Genomic DNA, 15990 nt, shown 5'->3' on the forward strand with positions numbered 1-15990 from the left:
ATCATCATGTCTTTAAAACAACTCGGTTCGCTCACTTTGGTTGCGCTTTGCTTGGCGGCGTGCAGCAGCGGCGGGGGAGGCAGCTCGGGCAATCTCAACGCTCCCGACACGGGCAACAATAACAACGCCAATAATAAGCATACGGATAAAAGCGTGTCCAAACTGATTTCGGTTGCCGAGTTGAGAGACAAGGCAGAGATTGATTTGCAGGATGAGTTTGGTGCTTCCGCCAAACTGTCTTCATACGCGATTAAGCTGAACGGGAAAACCTACACCCGTGGCAACATTGATTTGGCTACGCTGGGCAACGGCTTCAAACGTGTTGATGTTACCGAAACCGCATCCGCCAAAATCAACGGGCAAACCCACAACGTAACCCAAAACAGCAAATTGCATCTGTATCAGCAACCTTATTCTGTTGTGGCTTCCATGCAAACCATGGATGGGCAGGTTGGCAATTTGGGCAAAATTGAAAAAGGCGAATTTGAAGTTTCTTTGTTTGATGGTCAGCCAACTAAAACGCTTCCCAGCGCAGGCTCGTTTAACTACAAAGGCGTTGCCTTTACCGAAAAAGAACAAGGAAATTTGAATTACACCATCAACTTTGACACTAAAAAAGGCGCAGGTTCCATTAGCGGCATCAATCAAACAGGCAACATTACGCTGCATGAAAGCGATATTGTGAAAGTTCAAGATGGTGTGGCATTTAAAAATAATTCCGCCTTTACTTATGGTGAGAAAAAAGATGTCTATGGTGTGCTCAATGGCGCAGCAACCACTGAAAAACAAGGCGTGGCAAGTTATGAATTGGGTATTTTTGGACCGAATGCCGATGAAGTGGCCGGGGCGGTTTTCCAAGAACACGATGAAGGGACGGTCGGCTTTGGCGGCAAAAAACAATAACCCCTTATCGGCTGTTTAACTTTAAAAGGCAGCCTGAAAACGTGTTGCAAGCTGGGTTTTGGCTTTGCTAAAACCCACCCCGCACGTTTTCAGGCTGCCTTATGGCACTCCACACTCCCACCCAAATGAATAAACTCCCTTTGCTCCTGCTCCCCCTTTCCTTGCTTGCCCTTGCCGACACGCCAACCGCGCTGAACGGCGCGCCGCCTGCGCACCGAATCGCCAACAAGCCGTCTTCCAACGCCCCCGCTCCCCTTTTCTTTGACGACCGCGAAATCGCCCTTATCCCCAACGAGATGCTGCCCCAGCCTGCCGAGCCGGCCGCGAGCCTTGCCGACAATGCGACCGAAGACGACAACACGCTGGAAGCGCAAATCAACCGCGCCATCATCGCCCGCGATTGGGCAACGCTGCCCGCGCTGCTGGAACGCTACCACGCCGAGCCGCAGCACGACCCAACGCTTTACGATTACGCGCTGGGTGCATTGCGCCGCTCGCAGTTGCGCCACGATGAAGCCACCGCCCTGTATCGCGGCATTGTGCAAAGGCAGCCTGAATTGGCCTATCCGCGCTTTGATTTGGGCGTGATGCTGTTTGAAGACAAGCAATACAACGAAGCCAAACGCGAGCTGGAACGCGCCAAGTCCGATTTGTCGCCCGCCATGCAAGCCGTTGCCGAGCGTTATCTTGCCGCCATTGCCCAAGCGCAAAATTGGCAGCCTGAAATGTCGCTGCAATACGAAACCACCGATAATGTGAACAACGCCGCCGATGCGCGCGAAATTGAAATCAACGGGCGCATTTGGCGCAAAACCGAAGAAAGCCTGCCGCAAAGCGCGCAAGGTTTGCGCTATGGCTTGGGCGTGGAGCGCGAGCGCAATTTAGGCGGGCACCATTTTATTTATGGGCGCGTTCATGGCGATGGCGTGGCTTATTGGGATAAACATGAATACGACGAGCAAAGCGTGAATATCGCGCTGGGCTACAAAAACCGCACCGTCAAACGCGCGTTGGGCATCGTGCCGTTTTTTGAGCAAAACTGGCTGGGCGGCAGCCGATACAGCCACAACGCAGGCGTGCAGGCCGATTTTTCGCACCAGCTGGGCAAACGCTGGCGCGTGATGCTGAACGCGGGCTATATAGCCAAGCGATACGATGAGCCCTCCACCGCACAGCGGTACAACGGCAAAATGCCGCTGGCAAGCGCCACGCTGATGTATTACGCGCCGCAAAATTGGCTGCTGTATGGCGGGGTGGATTGGTCGCACGACATCACGCAAGATGCGGAGCAGGCTTCGGTGCGCAAAGGCGTGCGGCTGGGCACGGCAAAAACGTTTGCCAACGGGCTGGGATTGCGCACACATTTGCGTTATGCACGGCGCACGTTTGATGCGGCGGGTACGCTGGTTTATCTGTATCCCCGCCAAGACGATGAGTATCAGGCGAATGTGTCGTTGTGGCATGACAAATTGTCGTGGAAGAGCTTTACGCCGCATTTGAATTTCCGCTATTTGGCGATTGACAGCAATATGAAAGGGTTTTATTCACGCAAAAACGCGCAATGGTTTTTAAGCGTGGAGCGGGGGTTTTAGCAATAGACGGATAGATAGAAGGCAGCCTGAAAACGCCTTGGGGCGGTCTTCATAGCGAAGCGGAGTGGCGATGCCAAGAATAAGAAATGCCGTTTTCAGGCTGCCGCAGACCCCATAAACGCAACAAAACCTAGCTTCGTTAAAAAAGCTAGGCTTTTGTATTTTTGGTCGGAGTGAAAGGATTCGAACCTTCGACCCCTTGCACCCCATGCAAGTGCGCTACCAGACTGCGCCACACTCCGACTGAAAGACGCGCATTATAAGCAAATCATCACGCGTTGGCAAGCGCGGAATCGATTTTCGCCAGCATTGAAGCCAACTCATCGCGCATTTCGTTCGCGCCAATCACAGGATTGCCGCGGCTGTCTAATGCGCCGCGGGCAAAATAATCGCTGATGCTGTGGCTCAACTGGCGCAGTTTAATCACATCCAAGCGCGTGAGCGTGTTTGCGCCCTTGCCCAGCACATTGCCTTCTTGCTGCTGCCATTCATGCAACTGCTCCACATCAATCCCCGCCAGCCGGCAGGCTTCGGGGATGCTGAAATAACGCTTGGCAGGAATGGCAGGCAAATTTGCATTATTTATCATGTAGATGCTCCACCATGCCTTTTAATTTTTGGCTGGCATGAAACGTTACCACGCGGCGGGCGGTGATGGCGACTTCTTCACCTGTTTTGGGATTGCGCCCGGGGCGTTGCGGTTTGTCGCGCAGCTGGAAGTTGCCGAAACCTGAAATTTTAATCTCTTCGCCGCGTTCCAATGTGGTGCGGATTTCTTCAAAAAACAGTTCAACAATTTCTTTGGCATCGTGCTTGCTGATGCTGCTTACTTTTTCAACCAGAATATCGGCCAATTCTGCCTTGGTGAGAGTCATGTTCTTATTACCTTTGCGTTTCAAAAAATAAGGGCGGATTATCTTAAATAATGTATTAAAAATCAAGAGAGTAGTGGGATAAAATTTTCATCTTTACACAAAAAGCAGCCTGAAAATGCTTGGTTTTGCGTTTCAGGCTGCCTCTATCCTGTGGTGCAAAATCTCTAACGCAACTTCGCCCCCACGCCTTCCGCTGCCGCAATCAGCTTCGCCACAATCGGCTCAACCGCTTCATCGGTCAGCGTTTCGCTGTCGCTTTGCAGGATAATTTTCACCGCCATGCTCTTGGTGTTTTCGGGCAAGCCTGCGCCGCGATACACGTCAAACAGTGCAATCTCGCGGATTAACGGGCTGCGTACTGTTTTCAGGCTGCCTTCTAGCTCGGCATATGACACCGCTTCGGACAACACAAACGCCAAATCGCGCCGCGCGGGCTGGAATTTGGACACTGCTTGATAGCGCACTTTTTCGCACGCCAATACCGCCGCCATATCCAGTTCAAACACCAACGCCGCTTGTGGCAAATCGTATTTTTGCAGCCATTGCGGGTGCAATTCGCCGATAAAGCCCACTGCCGCGCCGTCTACGCGAATTTCCGCGCTGCGGCCAGGGTGCAGGGCGGGGTGTTCCATGCGCACAAATTCCGCCGTTTTGCCCGCCAACAAACTTTCCACATCGGCTTTCACATCATAAAAATCCGCCGCCCGCGCCGCCGCGCCCCATTGCTCGGGCAACGCGCTGCCGTACACCAACGCGCCGATGCGTTCAGGCTGCCCATGCGCCGTTTCATCACGGAAAATTCGCGCAATTTCAAACACGCGCACGCGGCTTTGTTTGCGGTTCAGATTGTTTTGCAGGATTTCAATCAAGCCGCCAATCAGCGTGGAACGCATCACGCTATACTGCGCCGCCAGCGGGTTTTGCAGGCGCACGGGCGATTCGTTGGCGGCAAAATCACGCTCCCAATCTTCGTTTACAAAGGCATAGCTCACGACTTCTTGGAAGCCGCGTTCCGCCATTTTGCGGTAAACCGCAGCGCGAGAACGGCGCGTTTCAGGCAGCGCAAGCATCGCCAATTTGCCCGATGTACGGTCGTCAGGGATATTTTCGTAGCCATGCACGCGGGCGATTTCTTCAATCAAATCCGCTTCAATTTCAATGTCAAAGCGGAAGCTGGGCGAGCGCACGGTGAAGCCGTCTGCGCTGGCTTCGGGCTGCAAACCCAAGCCGCGCAAAATTTCGCCGATGCGTGCTGCGCCGATGTCCACGCCCAAAATTTTTGCTACGCGAGATGTGCGCACGTTCACCGTATGGTTTTCAGGCTGCCTACCCGCTGCGGACACGATTTCGCCCGCTGCGCCGCCGCAAATTTGCAACACCAATTCGCTGGCGCGTTCAATCGCATCGCGCTGGATTTGCGTGTCCACGCCGCGCTCAAAGCGGAATGAGCTGTCCGAACCAAAGCCATATTGGCGCGATTTGCCCGCGATGATGTCGGGCGCGAACCATGCCGATTCCAGCACAATGTTTTGCGTGTCGTCCGACACCGCGCTCGCTTCACCGCCCATCAAGCCCGCGATGCTCAACGCGGCAGCTTCGTCTGCCACCACCAAAGTATTGTCTGACAATTCAACGGTTTTGTCGTTGAGACACGCCAGCGTTTCGTCGTTTTGCGCGCGGCGCACAGTGAGGCAGCCTGAAAGTTTGTCCGCATCAAAAACGTGCATCGGCTGCCCAATTTCCAGCATCACATAATTGCCGATGTCCACCAGCGCGGACACGCTGCGAATGCCACACCGCGCCAAGCGTTGCACCAGCCAAGCGGGCGAAGCGGCGCGGGCGTTCACGCCTTCAATCACGCGCGTGAAAAACACGCCGCAATCATCGGGCGCGGCAATTTTGACCGCTTGCGTTTTTGCTGATGAAACGGGCATCGCTTTAATTTCAGGCTGCCTAAAATCGCAGCCCGTGAGCGCGGCCACTTCGCGGGCGATGCCTTTAATGCTCAAACAGTCGGCGCGATTGGGCGTGATTTTCAGCGTGAACAGCGTGTCGTCCAAGTCCAAATAATCGCGGATATTCATGCCCACGGGCGCATCATCGGGCAAAATCAACAAGCCGTTTACGCCGTCATCGTTGCCTAACTCTTTGGCGGAACACAACATTCCGTTGGATTCCACGCCGCGCATTTTGGTGGGCTTGATTTTGAAATTTTCAGGCAGCACCGCGCCCGCCAAGGCGCACGGCACTTTCGCGCCCACACGCACATTGGGCGCACCGCACACAATTTGCAGCAGCTCGCCCGTGCCCGCGTCCACTTGAGTAACGTTGAGGCGGTCGGCATCAGGGTGTTTTTCAACGGATTTGACTTCGGCAACCACCACGCCGCTGAATGCGGGCGCGGCAGGCGCGGTTTCTTCCACTTCCAAGCCCGCCATGGTGAGCAGATGGGCGAGTTGGTCGGGGGATAGGTTGGGGTTGGCGTGTTGGGTGAGCCATGAGTGGGGGAATTGCATGGTGTTTTCTTTATAAAAATGGGAAATAAAAATTATCGGCTTGGCAAACCAAGCCATGCTAATGGGACTTCGTTAAATAAATAATGACAATTCATGCTGTGAATATAATCCAAAGTATCCCGATAAACAGGGTCTCTAAACCAATCATTCAACACATAAACATATTCAACACGCCAGCCTAAATCACGAACCAGCTTACTGTATTGTTTTCTTTTAAAATCACAAGTTTGCAATTTTTCATCTACTGAACCTGATACTTGTTGAAATTTAATCTCAATGATAAACAAAGTATCACGCACAATCACAAACAAAGCATTGTCAGGCTCTAAACGTTTGGATAAATGTTCTTGCCAATTAACGCAATATGGTTCTTGTTCCAAAAACCGATAAAGTTCGCGTTTTTTAAAGCAATAGGCTAGTTTTTCGTGGTTAAACCAGATTTCATATCCTGTGCGATTGGTGGATTCAATAATTGAATAACCCTCAATATTTTCAAATATTTGCCGAATATCGGTGCGCTGTTCAAAGCGTAATCCTGTGGTGGTGTTGCCGCCACCTGTACCGCCTTTAATCATGTTTGCAATCTCTTTTTCGCCAATTCAAAAAATTCATCATTTATTTCGCAGCCGCAAAAATTTCTACCGTGTTTTAACGCGGCTACGCCTGTTGTGCCGCTGCCCATAAAGGGGTCAAAAATCCAATCGTTTGGGTTTGAGGCAGCCTGAATACATCGTTCTAGCAACGCTAACGGTTTTTGCGTGGGGTGTTTGCCCAATGTTTTTTCAGATGCGGCAGGCGGTGCAATTTGCCAGACGCTTTTCATTTGTTTGCCGCCGTTTTGTGCTTTCATCACATCATATTGAAAGGTGTGTTTGGCGCGTTTGCCCTTTTTTGCCCAAAGCAGCGTTTCGGTGGAATGGGTAAAGAAACGGCAGGATAAATTGGGCGGTGGATTGGGCTTTTCCCATGTGATGTTGTTCAGTATGTGGTAGCCCAAGGTTTGCATTAAATAACCAATTAAATAGATATTGTGATGCGTGCCGCATACCCAAATGCTGCCGTTGGGTTTGAGTAGCGCGTAGCACAACCCCAGCCATTCTTCGTAAAACGCCATATCTGCCGCCATGCCTTGCGATTTATCCCAATCGCCTTTGTTTACCGACACCATTTGCCCATTTTGACAAGTAAACCCGCCATTGGATAAAAAATAGGGCGGATCGGCGAAAATCATATCAAAACAGCCATTGGGGTATTTATCCAAAATTCGCCGCATCACCAGCAGCGCATTTTCGTGATAAATAATGTGGTTTTCGGCATGATGTTTTTTCAGGCTGCCTGAAATGAGTATGCGGTTATTCATAAATCGCCAACAATTCGCCAACTTTTTTTCTGTGCTCGCCATTGGCAGCAATGTTGCGTTGCACTTCAACGGTTTGAATTTTTGCATGGCGATACAGGCTGCGGGTGAATGGGGTGTCGTGGTTGGAAATCAACACGCTTTGTGCTTGCTGCGCGACAAGTTGCGCGGCTTGTGCTAAACGCTGTTGGTCGTTTGCATTAAAACCGTTTTGGCTGTATGCGGTAAATGAAGCGGTTTCGCTTAACGGTGCATACGGTGGGTCGCAATACACCGCATCATCGCTTGTTGCCAAATTTAAGGCAGCCTGAAAATCGCCACACATCAGCGTGATGCGGTTAGATTTTTGTATAAACGCTTGCATTTCTCGCTCGGGGAAATAGGGCGATTGGTATTTGCCAAATGGCACATTAAAGCCGCCTTTGCTGTTGTAGCGGCATAAGCCATTAAATGCGTGGCGGTTTAAATAAATAAACAAGGCGGCGCGTTCTTCTGCGTTTTGACTGGCGTTGAATTGATCGCGCAGTGCATAAAATTGCGTATCTTGGTTATTGGGGGCGATGAAAAATGAGCGAGCGTAATCAATAAATTCTTGCTGGTGGCATTTTAATGATTGGTATAGGTTGATTAAGTCGGCATTGTTGTCGTTTAACAAATAAGCATCGTATTCCAAAGCCAGCGATAAAGCTGCTGAACCTGCAAAGGGTTCAATCAAGCGATGGCACGAGTGTGCAGGCAAATGCGATTGGATAAACGGTGCAAGTTTGGCTTTGCCGCCTGCCCATTTTAGAAAGGGCTTGGATGAGGTTTTCAGGCTGCCTATTGGGATTTTATTCATTTTATCTTGGTGGTGTGTTGGCATGGCTACGAGTAATGGCGCTACATTATTTCGGGTATTCAAATGCTATTTCACTATGCAAATTTCGGATTTTAAGCCGCCATTAAAAAACCGCGCCTTTTTCGCAGCGCGGCATTATAACCGATTTCAGGCTGCCTTTTTCAGGCTGCGTGTAGCTGGTTTACGCGCGCCACTTCTTCTTTGCTGCCCAGTATCACGGCAACGCGCTGGTGCAAATCATTGGGCTGGATGGACAAAATGTCCTGATGGGCGTTGCTGGCTGCGCCGCCTGCTTGGGCAACGAGCAAGCTCATGGGGTTGGCTTCGTACATCAGGCGCAGTTTGCCTGCTTTGCTGGGGTTGCGGTTGTCTTTGGGGTAGAGAAACACGCCGCCGCGCATCAGGATGCGGTGCACTTCTGCCACCATGCTCGCCACCCAGCGCATATTGTAATTTTTGCCGCGCGCGCCTTCTTTGCCTGCGAGCAGTTCGGCGATGTAGTGTTGGGTAGGGGCTTCCCAATGGCGCTGGTTGGAGGCGTTGATGGCAAATTCTGCCGTTTGCTCGGGGATTTGCGGGGTGTGGGTGAGGATAAATTCGTTGTGTTCATTGAGCGTGAAGCCGTACACGCCGTGTTTGAAGGTGAGCATCAGCAGGGTTTGCACGCCGTATAACACATAGCCTGCGGCGATTTGGGCATTGCCTTGCTGCAAGAAAGATTCGGTTTTCAGGCTGCCTTGGGGCTTGGGCAGGATGGAAAATATTGTGCCGATGGAAATGTTGACATCAATATTGGACGAACCGTCTAATGGGTCAAACAACACAAGATGGCTGCCGTTTTCGTTGCAGGCGATAAAGGTGTCTTCTTCTTCGCTGGCCAGCCCTGCCACGCTGGGCGTGGCTTGGAGCGCGGCAATCAACAGTTGGTTGGCGAGTACGTCTAAATTTTTTTGCGTTTCGCCTTGAATGTTGCCCGTGCCTGCTTCGCCGAGTACGCCTGATGATAATGCGCCCAAGCGCACGCGTGTGCTGATTTGGGTGCAGGCTTGGATGATGCTGGAAACGGTGGCGATTAAATCGTGTGGGATGGCGTGTTGCGCGGTGTGGTCGCGCAGAAATTGGGCGAGTGTGGTCATGGTTTTGCTCGTGTAGTGAAATGTAGGAAGCGCGAGTATAGCATTTTCAGGCTGCCTTTGGCGGGCGGGTATAGGCAGCCTGAAAATCAGAAGCAGGATAAAATGTCCAAAAAATGCATACCTGTACAAATAGAATTCAAAATCTGCTTGCCAATTTGTCCAATTCTTGTATAATCTGCCCATCTTTATCACCTGTTAGACAAACCGCTATGCAATTAGACATTGACCGCTTAATCGCCTACTTTGGCGGCGTAAACGCGCTTGCCGAAGCCTTAAAACAACAAGACCCTGAAAACGCCGCTTCCACCGCAGCCATTTATAAATGGCGCACACGCGGCTCGTTGCCCTTGAATCAGTTGCAAAAATTAACCGCTCTGGCACAGGCACAGGGGCGGCCTTTGGATTTGAACGCTTTTATCCACCAACAAGCAGAATTGGAAAAAAACACCATGAACACAAACAACCGCGTCATCATATTCGACACCACCATGCGCGACGGCGAACAATCGCCCGGCGCATCCATGACCAAAGAAGAAAAGCTGCGTTTGGCGCGCCAGTTGGAAAAACTGGGTGTGGACGTGATTGAAGCGGGTTTTGCCGCCGCCAGCGAAGGCGACTGGGAAGCCGTGCACGAAATCGCCAAAACCGTGAAAAATTCCACCGTCTGCTCGCTGTGCCGCGCGGTGGAAAACGACATCCGCAAAGCAGGTGAAGCGCTTGCCCCCGCACCCAAACGCCGCATCCACACCTTCATCGCCACCAGCCCCATCCACATGGAACACAAGCTGAAAATGAAGCCGAAGCAGGTGGTGGAAGCCGCGGTGAAAGCGGTGAAAATCGCCAAAGAATATACCGATGACGTGGAATTTTCCGCCGAAGACGCCGTGCGTTCCGAACACGATTTCTTGGTGGAGATTTTTACGGCCGTTATCGAAGCGGGCGCCACCACCATCAACATTCCCGATACCGTGGGCTATTCGATTCCCTCTGCGTGGTATGAACGCATCCGCGCCATCATCAACAGCGTGCCTAACAGCAGTAAAGTCGTCTGGTCGAGCCACTGCCACAACGATTTGGGCATGGCGGTGGCCAATTCGCTGGCGGCGATTCAGGCGGGCGCACGCCAAATCGAATGCACCATCAACGGTTTGGGCGAACGTGCGGGCAATGCCAGCTTGGAAGAAATCGTGATGGCGCTGAAAGTACGGCATGATTTGTTCGGTTTGGAAACCGGCATTGACACTGCGCAAATCGTGCCGACCTCCAAACTGGTTTCCACGATTACGGGCTATCCTGTGCAGCCCAACAAGGCGATTGTGGGCGCAAATGCCTTCTCGCACGAAAGCGGCATTCACCAAGATGGCGTGTTAAAACACCGCGAAACGTATGAGATTATGTCTGCCGAAAGCGTGGGCTGGGCGGCGAATCGTTTAACCTTGGGCAAGCTCTCGGGGCGCAATGCGTTTAAAACCAAGCTGCAAGAATTGGGCATTGAGTTGGGCAGCGAAGAGGCTTTGAACGCAGCATTTGCGCGGTTTAAAGAGTTGGCAGACAAAAAACGCGAGATTTTTGACGAAGATTTGCACGCGTTGATTTCGGATGAAATGTCCAATTTGGCGCCAGACCGTTATAAATTCATCTCGCAACGCATTGTTACCGAAACCGGCGAGCCGCCAATTGCGCAGATTGTGTTTAGCGTGGATGGCGCAGAGCAGCACGCAGAAGCAACGGGTTCGGGCCCTGTGGATGCAGTGTTTAAGGCGATTGAAAGCGTAGCAAACAGCGGCGCAACGCTGGAATTGTATTCCGTTAACGCGATTACCAAAGACACGGAAAGCCAAGGCGAAACCACGGTGCGTTTGTCTAAAAACGGCAAGATTGTGAATGGGCAGGGCGCGGATACGGATGTGTTGATTGCCACCACGCGGGCGTATTTATCGGCGTTGTCTAAATTGGACAAAGACGCGAAAGTGAAAGCGCAGGGGATTTAGAACCCTGCAATAGAGGCAGCCTGAAAATGAGTTTCAGGCTGCCTTTGGTTCTTTTTACTTTTACGTGAGCAATACCCCAATCGCAAACAGCGCATTCACCACAAAATGCAGCATGACCGCCGCGCCCAATTCCGCGCCTGCTTCGGCTTCATTGCGGGCGGCTGCCACGCGGTGGGCATGGCACAGAATCATCGGCAGCGCAAGCAGCCACAGCACACTTTGCCACGCAAGCTCAGCATACAGCGCGTAACACGCCAATCCTGCCAGTAATAACACACGATGCATTTTCAGGCTGCCTGAAAAGCCAAGTTTATTTGCCAACGTGTGTTTGCCCGCTGCCCAATCGCTGGATAAATCGCGGATATTGTTGATATGCAACACATTTGCCGCCAGCAATCCGCTTCCTGCTGCGGGCAGCAACACGGGGGCAGGCAGCGTGTGCGTTTGCAAATACACATTGCCGCACACGCCCAGCAAGCCAAAACTCAAAAACACCGCCACTTCGCCCAAAGCGCGATAGCCATACGGTCGCCGCCCCAAGGTGTATGCCAACGCTGCCGCAATCGCCAGCGCGCCCAGTAGCAAAAACACCAGCCAATCGCGCCAGCCATGCAAACACACCAGCAGCAACGCCACGCCACTTGCCGTTGCCGCCAGCGTAGTTGCCATCAGCCAACGCCGCACCGCCGCCGCGTTCAACTGCCCCGAAGCTACTGCCCGCGTGGGCGCATTTTCGCTGCGATTGGCATCTGTGCCGCGCAAGGCATCGCCGTAATCGTTGGCGATATTGGACAAAATTTGCAGCAGCAACACCGTGAGCAGCGATAGCGCAAACGGCAGCCACGCAAACGCGCCCATTGCCGCTGCCAGCGCGTGCGCCGCCAGCACTACGCCCAGCGTGAGCGGCAAAGTGCGCGGGCGAATCAATAGCCATAAAGCCATTATCTGCATTTCTTTTGTATTCCTTTTGCATCAAGGCGATATGTTACAATCCGCCCGTTTTTTTCAGCCGAAACCGCGTTTCAGGCTGCTTTTAAACTCAACGTAAATCCAAAATTGTACTGCTGTTATACAACAAGCGCGGTGCCATTTCCCGCCAGCCCGCAATAGGCAGCCTGAAATTAAAGTCTAAACTCACATCCCTCCTCCTTTTGGTGTACACTCATTATTTTCAACCGCCTAGATAAAAGGAGTTAATCATGGCAACTTTCCGCAAAACCCTTATCGTCGCCGCGCTTGCCAGCGCATTTGCCGCCCCCATCGCCCAAGCCGCGCCTGTGTTGGGCGATGGCAATCCCGCCACGCCCGAAACCGTTTCCTTGAAAACCGCCAATTCTTGGCTGGAAATTGATGCAGCCGCGTTTGGGCGCAATTTGGAAGCCGTCAAAAAAATGCTGGGCGGGAAACAAAAAATTTGCGCCGTAATCAAAGGCGATGCCTATGGCAACAGCATTGAATTGTTGATGCCGCAAATCATCAAACACAAAATCCCTTGCGTGGGCATCACCAGCAACGATGAAGCCCGCGTGGTGCGTGCCAGCGGCTACAAAGGCACGGTGGCGCGGCTGCGTACCACCACATTAGGTGAAATTGAAGACGGCTTTCAATACAACATTGAAGAATTGTTTGGCAACCTGAAAGCCGCCCAGCTTGCCGATGCCGCCGCTGCCAAACGGGGCAAAAAACTCAACATCCATCTGGCGCTTAACGCAGGCGGTATGGACAGAAATGGCTTGGCATTGGACACCGAATCGGGCAAAGCCGATGCGCTGGCGATTGCCAAGCTGCCGCATTTGAATATTGTCGGCATCATGACGCACTTCCCCGTTGAAGACGTGGCAGACGTGAAAAAAGGCGTGCAACGTTTTGATGAACAAAGCAAATGGCTGATTCAGGCTGCCAAATTAGACCGCAGCAAATTAACCTTGCATACCGCCAATTCGTTCACCACCGTTTCTGTGCCCGAAGGGCGGTTTGACATGGTGCGCCCCGGGGCGTTGCTTTACGGCGAGCCGATTGGCGGCAAACAGTTGGAATATGTGATGGCGTTTAAATCGCGCGTGGGCAGCGTAAACAGATACCCCAAAGGCTCGACGGTGGGCTATGACCGCACGTTCACGCTGAAACGCGATTCGCGCTTGGCAAACCTGCCGTTTGGCTATTCGGATGGCTACCGCCGCGCGTTTACCAACAAAGGGCACGTGTTGATTCGCGGGCATAAAGTGCCCGTGGTGGGCAAAATTTCCATGAACACCACCATGGTGGACGTAACCGATTTTCCCGACATTCAAGCCAATGATGAGGTGGTGATTTTTGGCAAACAAGGCAAGGCGGAAATCAAGCAATCGGAAATTGAAGAGATTGCCGATGTGTTGTTTGCCGATATTTACACCGTATGGGGCAATTCCAACCCGAAAATTTTGAAGAAATAAGGGAGTGCATTAAGGCAGCCTGAAAACGAGCGAAGCGAGTTTCTGCCAAGCTAAAACGCAAAGGCAGCCTGAAAACGCCGTAAACACGTTTTCAGGCTGCCTTTTTATGTGCGCCAACCGCTTATTTCTGATTGGCTTTAATGATTTCTTCCAACTGCGGCAACGGCGCAAAGCCGCTTTGCACTTGCCCATTGGGGAACACAATGGTGGGCGTGCCGTTAAAGCCAAAGCCCTCGCCCAGCGCGGTGGTTTCGGCAACAGAGTTTTTGCATTCTGCCACGCTGGCGGGCATTTTGCCCTCGCGCATCCATTCAATCCAAGCCTTGGTGGTGTTGGGTTGGCACATAATTTGCACCGCTTTGCGCGCCGCATCGGGGTGAAGCTGCGGAATCGGCATCATAAAGTTGTAGATGGTGATGTCGGTCATCTTGCCGAATTCGTGTTCCAGCTTTTTGCAGAACGGGCAATCGGGGTCGGAGAACACCGCCACTTGCAGCTTGCCGTTGCCGCGCACTTCTTTGATTGCTTTGTCAAACGGCAGCTTGTCGTAATCAATCTTGTTCAACACGGCTTTGCGCTCTTCGGTGAGGCTTTTGCCATCTTGGGTGGAAATTAAATCGCCCACCAGCATATATTCCGCGCTCGCGTCCACATACACTAAGTTTTTGCCGTTTACCACCACTTCATACCAGCCTGCCACGGGCGCGGCGGCGATTTCTTCCACTTTCAATTTGCGGTCGGCATAACGCGATTCCAGCTTGCTGGTGATGGTTTTTGCCACATCATCGGGCACATTTTTATTGGAAACGGCGGCGGCTTCTGTTGGTTTGGCTGCCGCAGAGGCGGCGTGGGCGTGTGCTGGGGCGGGTTTGCCATTTGCCGCAGGGGCTTCGCCGCAGGCTGTCATCGCTAAAACCACCGCAGCGGCAAGGGTTGAACGAAATTTCATGTGCTTTCTCTCGGGTGAATAAAAGGCGCGTAATATAACCAATAAAACAAGCAAATAGCAAATAGATTTGCTCAAAATATAGTGAAAACATATTTTAAGCAGCCTGAAAATGTGTTTGAATGCTGTCTAACCTTGTTTCAGGCTGCCTATCTTTATTTAAGCCATTTCACTCTATTTATCACAGAAAGTTCCCATGACCCCCATCCTCGTTTTTGATATTGAAACCATCCCCGATATTCCCAGCGTTCGCCTGCTCAACGAATTGCCCAATACGCTATCCGACCACGAAGTTGCCGAATTTGCCTTTCAGCAACGCCGCGCCAAAACGGGCAGCGAATTTATGCCGCACCATTTGCAACGCATTGTTGCCATTTCCTGCTGCCTGCGCTGGGGCGACAAAATCCACATCGGCACGCTGGGCAAGCCAAGCAGCGGCGAAGACGAAATCATCGCCGAATTTTTCAACCTCATCGCCAAATATACGCCCCAGCTGGTGAGCTGGAACGGCGGTGGCTTTGATTTGCCTGTGTTGCATTATCGCGCGCTGGTGCATGGCGTTGCCGCGCCGCGCTATTGGGACATGGGCGAGGGCGATTTTCGCGACAGCCGCGATTTTAAATACAACAATTATTTGAACCGCTACCACACGCGCCATTGCGATTTAATGGATTTGCTGGCGATGTACACAGGGCGCGCCAACGCACCGCTGGACGATTTGGCGAAAATGTGCGGCTTCCCCGGCAAGCTCGGCATGGATGGCGGGCAGGTGTGGCAAGCCTATCAAAACGGCGAGATTGAGAACATCCGCGATTACTGCGAAACCGATGTGGCGAATACTTATTTGGTGTACCAACGCTTTCGCATGATGACGGGCGCGCTTTCGGGCGATGAATACGAAAACGAAGTGGAAAAGCTGCACGAGTATTTGTTTTCGTTATCGGAAGACAAGGAGCATTGGGGCGTGTTTTTGGATGCTTGGGGGTAGGCAGGCTGAAAAAACCGTTTGGTGTTGCGCCAAACGGTTTTTTATTGGTTGGATAAGGTTTCAGGCTGCCTATGTTTACCGCATAGGCAGCCTGAAATGTTGTAGGGTGCGACTTTGCTACGCATCGTTTAGCCATGCTTGTGTAATGGTGCGTGGCAAAGCCATATACCCTACGCGCCGATTATTTCCCACCAAAGGCAGCCTGAAACGCGGGTGCAATCGTAGCAGCCTGAAAACGCTTGTCCCGCGCCCCTACGGCTTGCTTGCAAGCCGTGCGCTGGCAAAATAAAAATAACGGGCAAGATGGTAGGGCAACTGGGCTTTTCAGGCTGCCTATGTTCACACGACAAGGCAGCCTGAAATCCATCCTGCCGACGCTCTCCCATTTTCAGGCTGCCTATTCACGCGGCGGCACA

Annotated in this window: 15 protein-coding genes and 1 tRNA gene; 5 read left to right on the plus strand and 11 right to left on the minus strand. The window is 52.1% G+C overall.

The window, feature by feature from the left end:
- Positions 1-6 precede the first annotated feature (6 nt).
- Together H3L93_RS00630 and H3L93_RS00635 are read left to right on the plus strand one after the other, a co-directional pair.
- On the plus strand, positions 7-903 hold the full coding sequence (locus tag H3L93_RS00630; RefSeq protein WP_040559050.1) for a factor H binding protein domain-containing protein: 897 nt from the start codon (positions 7-9) through the stop codon (positions 901-903).
- A gap of 125 nt (positions 904-1028) precedes the next feature.
- Positions 1029-2495: a surface lipoprotein assembly modifier gene (locus tag H3L93_RS00635; protein WP_155803231.1), complete on the plus strand. Its 1467-nt coding sequence runs from the start codon at positions 1029-1031 to the stop codon at positions 2493-2495.
- A 165-nt stretch (positions 2496-2660) separates the two neighbouring features.
- Here H3L93_RS00635 and H3L93_RS00640 read toward each other — a convergent pair.
- The 8 genes from H3L93_RS00640 to H3L93_RS00675 form a co-directional block, all read right to left on the minus strand.
- Positions 2661-2737, minus strand: a tRNA-Pro gene (locus H3L93_RS00640).
- Between the two features lie 29 nt (positions 2738-2766).
- Positions 2767-3084, minus strand: coding sequence for a hypothetical protein (locus tag H3L93_RS00645; RefSeq protein ID WP_003798168.1), 318 nt, complete (start codon positions 3082-3084; stop codon positions 2767-2769).
- Positions 3074-3370: an integration host factor subunit alpha gene (locus H3L93_RS00650; RefSeq protein ID WP_040559049.1), complete on the minus strand. Its 297-nt coding sequence runs from the start codon at positions 3368-3370 to the stop codon at positions 3074-3076. The genes H3L93_RS00645 and H3L93_RS00650 overlap by 11 nt, the downstream gene beginning before the upstream one ends.
- Before the next feature lie 164 nt (positions 3371-3534).
- Positions 3535-5886 carry a phenylalanine--tRNA ligase subunit beta gene (gene pheT, locus H3L93_RS00655; protein ID WP_040559121.1) on the minus strand — a complete coding sequence of 784 codons (2352 nt, stop codon included), beginning with the start codon at positions 5884-5886 and terminating at the stop codon, positions 3535-3537.
- Positions 5887-5918: 32 nt separating this feature from the next.
- On the minus strand, positions 5919-6461 hold the full coding sequence (locus H3L93_RS00660) for a hypothetical protein (protein ID WP_003798161.1): 543 nt from the start codon (positions 6459-6461) through the stop codon (positions 5919-5921).
- Positions 6458-7246, minus strand: coding sequence for a DNA-methyltransferase (locus tag H3L93_RS00665; protein WP_003798159.1), 789 nt, complete (start codon positions 7244-7246; stop codon positions 6458-6460). The genes H3L93_RS00660 and H3L93_RS00665 overlap by 4 nt, the downstream gene beginning before the upstream one ends.
- Positions 7239-8081: a DNA adenine methylase gene (locus H3L93_RS00670; protein WP_040559046.1), complete on the minus strand. Its 843-nt coding sequence runs from the start codon at positions 8079-8081 to the stop codon at positions 7239-7241. Before H3L93_RS00670 ends, H3L93_RS00665 begins: the two co-directional genes overlap by 8 nt.
- A gap of 161 nt (positions 8082-8242) precedes the next feature.
- Positions 8243-9217, minus strand: a complete 975-nt coding sequence (locus H3L93_RS00675) for a class 1 fructose-bisphosphatase (protein WP_040559045.1) — start codon at positions 9215-9217, stop codon at positions 8243-8245.
- A 209-nt stretch (positions 9218-9426) separates the two neighbouring features.
- Between H3L93_RS00675 and H3L93_RS00680 the strand changes: the two genes are divergently transcribed.
- The gene (locus tag H3L93_RS00680; RefSeq protein WP_003798154.1) at positions 9427-11208 is read left to right on the plus strand and encodes a 2-isopropylmalate synthase; all 1782 of its coding nucleotides are present in this window, start codon (positions 9427-9429) and stop codon (positions 11206-11208) included.
- Positions 11209-11268: 60 nt separating this feature from the next.
- Here H3L93_RS00680 and menA read toward each other — a convergent pair whose 3' ends face one another.
- Complete coding sequence (gene menA / locus H3L93_RS00685; protein WP_050755592.1) at positions 11269-12150, minus strand: 1,4-dihydroxy-2-naphthoate octaprenyltransferase; 882 nt, start codon at positions 12148-12150, stop codon at positions 11269-11271.
- Positions 12151-12407: 257 nt separating this feature from the next.
- Between menA and alr the strand changes: the two genes are divergently transcribed.
- On the plus strand, positions 12408-13640 hold the full coding sequence (gene alr, locus H3L93_RS00690) for an alanine racemase (protein WP_003798146.1): 1233 nt from the start codon (positions 12408-12410) through the stop codon (positions 13638-13640).
- A 121-nt stretch (positions 13641-13761) separates the two neighbouring features.
- Here the strand turns inward: alr and H3L93_RS00695 are convergent, their stop codons facing one another.
- On the minus strand, positions 13762-14589 hold the full coding sequence (locus H3L93_RS00695; protein WP_003798143.1) for a DsbC family protein: 828 nt from the start codon (positions 14587-14589) through the stop codon (positions 13762-13764).
- 193 nt (positions 14590-14782) lie between these two features.
- On the opposite strand from H3L93_RS00695, the gene H3L93_RS00700 reads away from it, so the two are divergent.
- Positions 14783-15574: a 3'-5' exonuclease gene (locus tag H3L93_RS00700; protein WP_003798140.1), complete on the plus strand. Its 792-nt coding sequence runs from the start codon at positions 14783-14785 to the stop codon at positions 15572-15574.
- A 170-nt stretch (positions 15575-15744) separates the two neighbouring features.
- Here the strand turns inward: H3L93_RS00700 and H3L93_RS00705 are convergent, their stop codons facing one another.
- Entirely contained in the window at positions 15745-15960 is a 216-nt protein-coding gene (locus tag H3L93_RS00705; RefSeq protein ID WP_155803218.1) for a hypothetical protein, read from the minus strand.
- Positions 15961-15990 lie beyond the last annotated feature (30 nt).

It is taken from the genome of Kingella oralis, assembly GCF_014054985.1.
In the GTDB taxonomy this organism is placed as follows: Bacteria; Pseudomonadota; Gammaproteobacteria; order Burkholderiales; family Neisseriaceae; genus Kingella_B; species Kingella_B oralis.

Bases quoted from the DNA above. Each gene is read 5' to 3' on its own strand.
- H3L93_RS00630 (WP_040559050.1), top strand. From the start codon at position 7: ATGTCTTTAAAACAACTCGGTTCGCTCACTTTGGTTGCGCTTTGCTTG.
- H3L93_RS00635 (WP_155803231.1), top strand. From the start codon at position 1,029: ATGAATAAACTCCCTTTGCTCCTGCTCCCCCTTTCCTTGCTTGCCCTT.
- H3L93_RS00645 (WP_003798168.1), bottom strand. From the start codon at position 3,084: ATGATAAATAATGCAAATTTGCCTGCCATTCCTGCCAAGCGTTATTTC.
- H3L93_RS00650 (WP_040559049.1), bottom strand. From the start codon at position 3,370: ATGACTCTCACCAAGGCAGAATTGGCCGATATTCTGGTTGAAAAAGTA.
- pheT (WP_040559121.1), bottom strand. From the start codon at position 5,886: ATGCAATTCCCCCACTCATGGCTCACCCAACACGCCAACCCCAACCTA.
- H3L93_RS00660 (WP_003798161.1), bottom strand. From the start codon at position 6,461: ATGATTAAAGGCGGTACAGGTGGCGGCAACACCACCACAGGATTACGC.
- H3L93_RS00665 (WP_003798159.1), bottom strand. From the start codon at position 7,246: ATGAATAACCGCATACTCATTTCAGGCAGCCTGAAAAAACATCATGCC.
- H3L93_RS00670 (WP_040559046.1), bottom strand. From the start codon at position 8,081: ATGAATAAAATCCCAATAGGCAGCCTGAAAACCTCATCCAAGCCCTTT.
- H3L93_RS00675 (WP_040559045.1), bottom strand. From the start codon at position 9,217: ATGACCACACTCGCCCAATTTCTGCGCGACCACACCGCGCAACACGCC.
- H3L93_RS00680 (WP_003798154.1), top strand. From the start codon at position 9,427: ATGCAATTAGACATTGACCGCTTAATCGCCTACTTTGGCGGCGTAAAC.
- menA (WP_050755592.1), bottom strand. From the start codon at position 12,150: ATGGCTTTATGGCTATTGATTCGCCCGCGCACTTTGCCGCTCACGCTG.
- alr (WP_003798146.1), top strand. From the start codon at position 12,408: ATGGCAACTTTCCGCAAAACCCTTATCGTCGCCGCGCTTGCCAGCGCA.
- H3L93_RS00695 (WP_003798143.1), bottom strand. From the start codon at position 14,589: ATGAAATTTCGTTCAACCCTTGCCGCTGCGGTGGTTTTAGCGATGACA.
- H3L93_RS00700 (WP_003798140.1), top strand. From the start codon at position 14,783: ATGACCCCCATCCTCGTTTTTGATATTGAAACCATCCCCGATATTCCC.
- H3L93_RS00705 (WP_155803218.1), bottom strand. From the start codon at position 15,960: ATGGGAGAGCGTCGGCAGGATGGATTTCAGGCTGCCTTGTCGTGTGAA.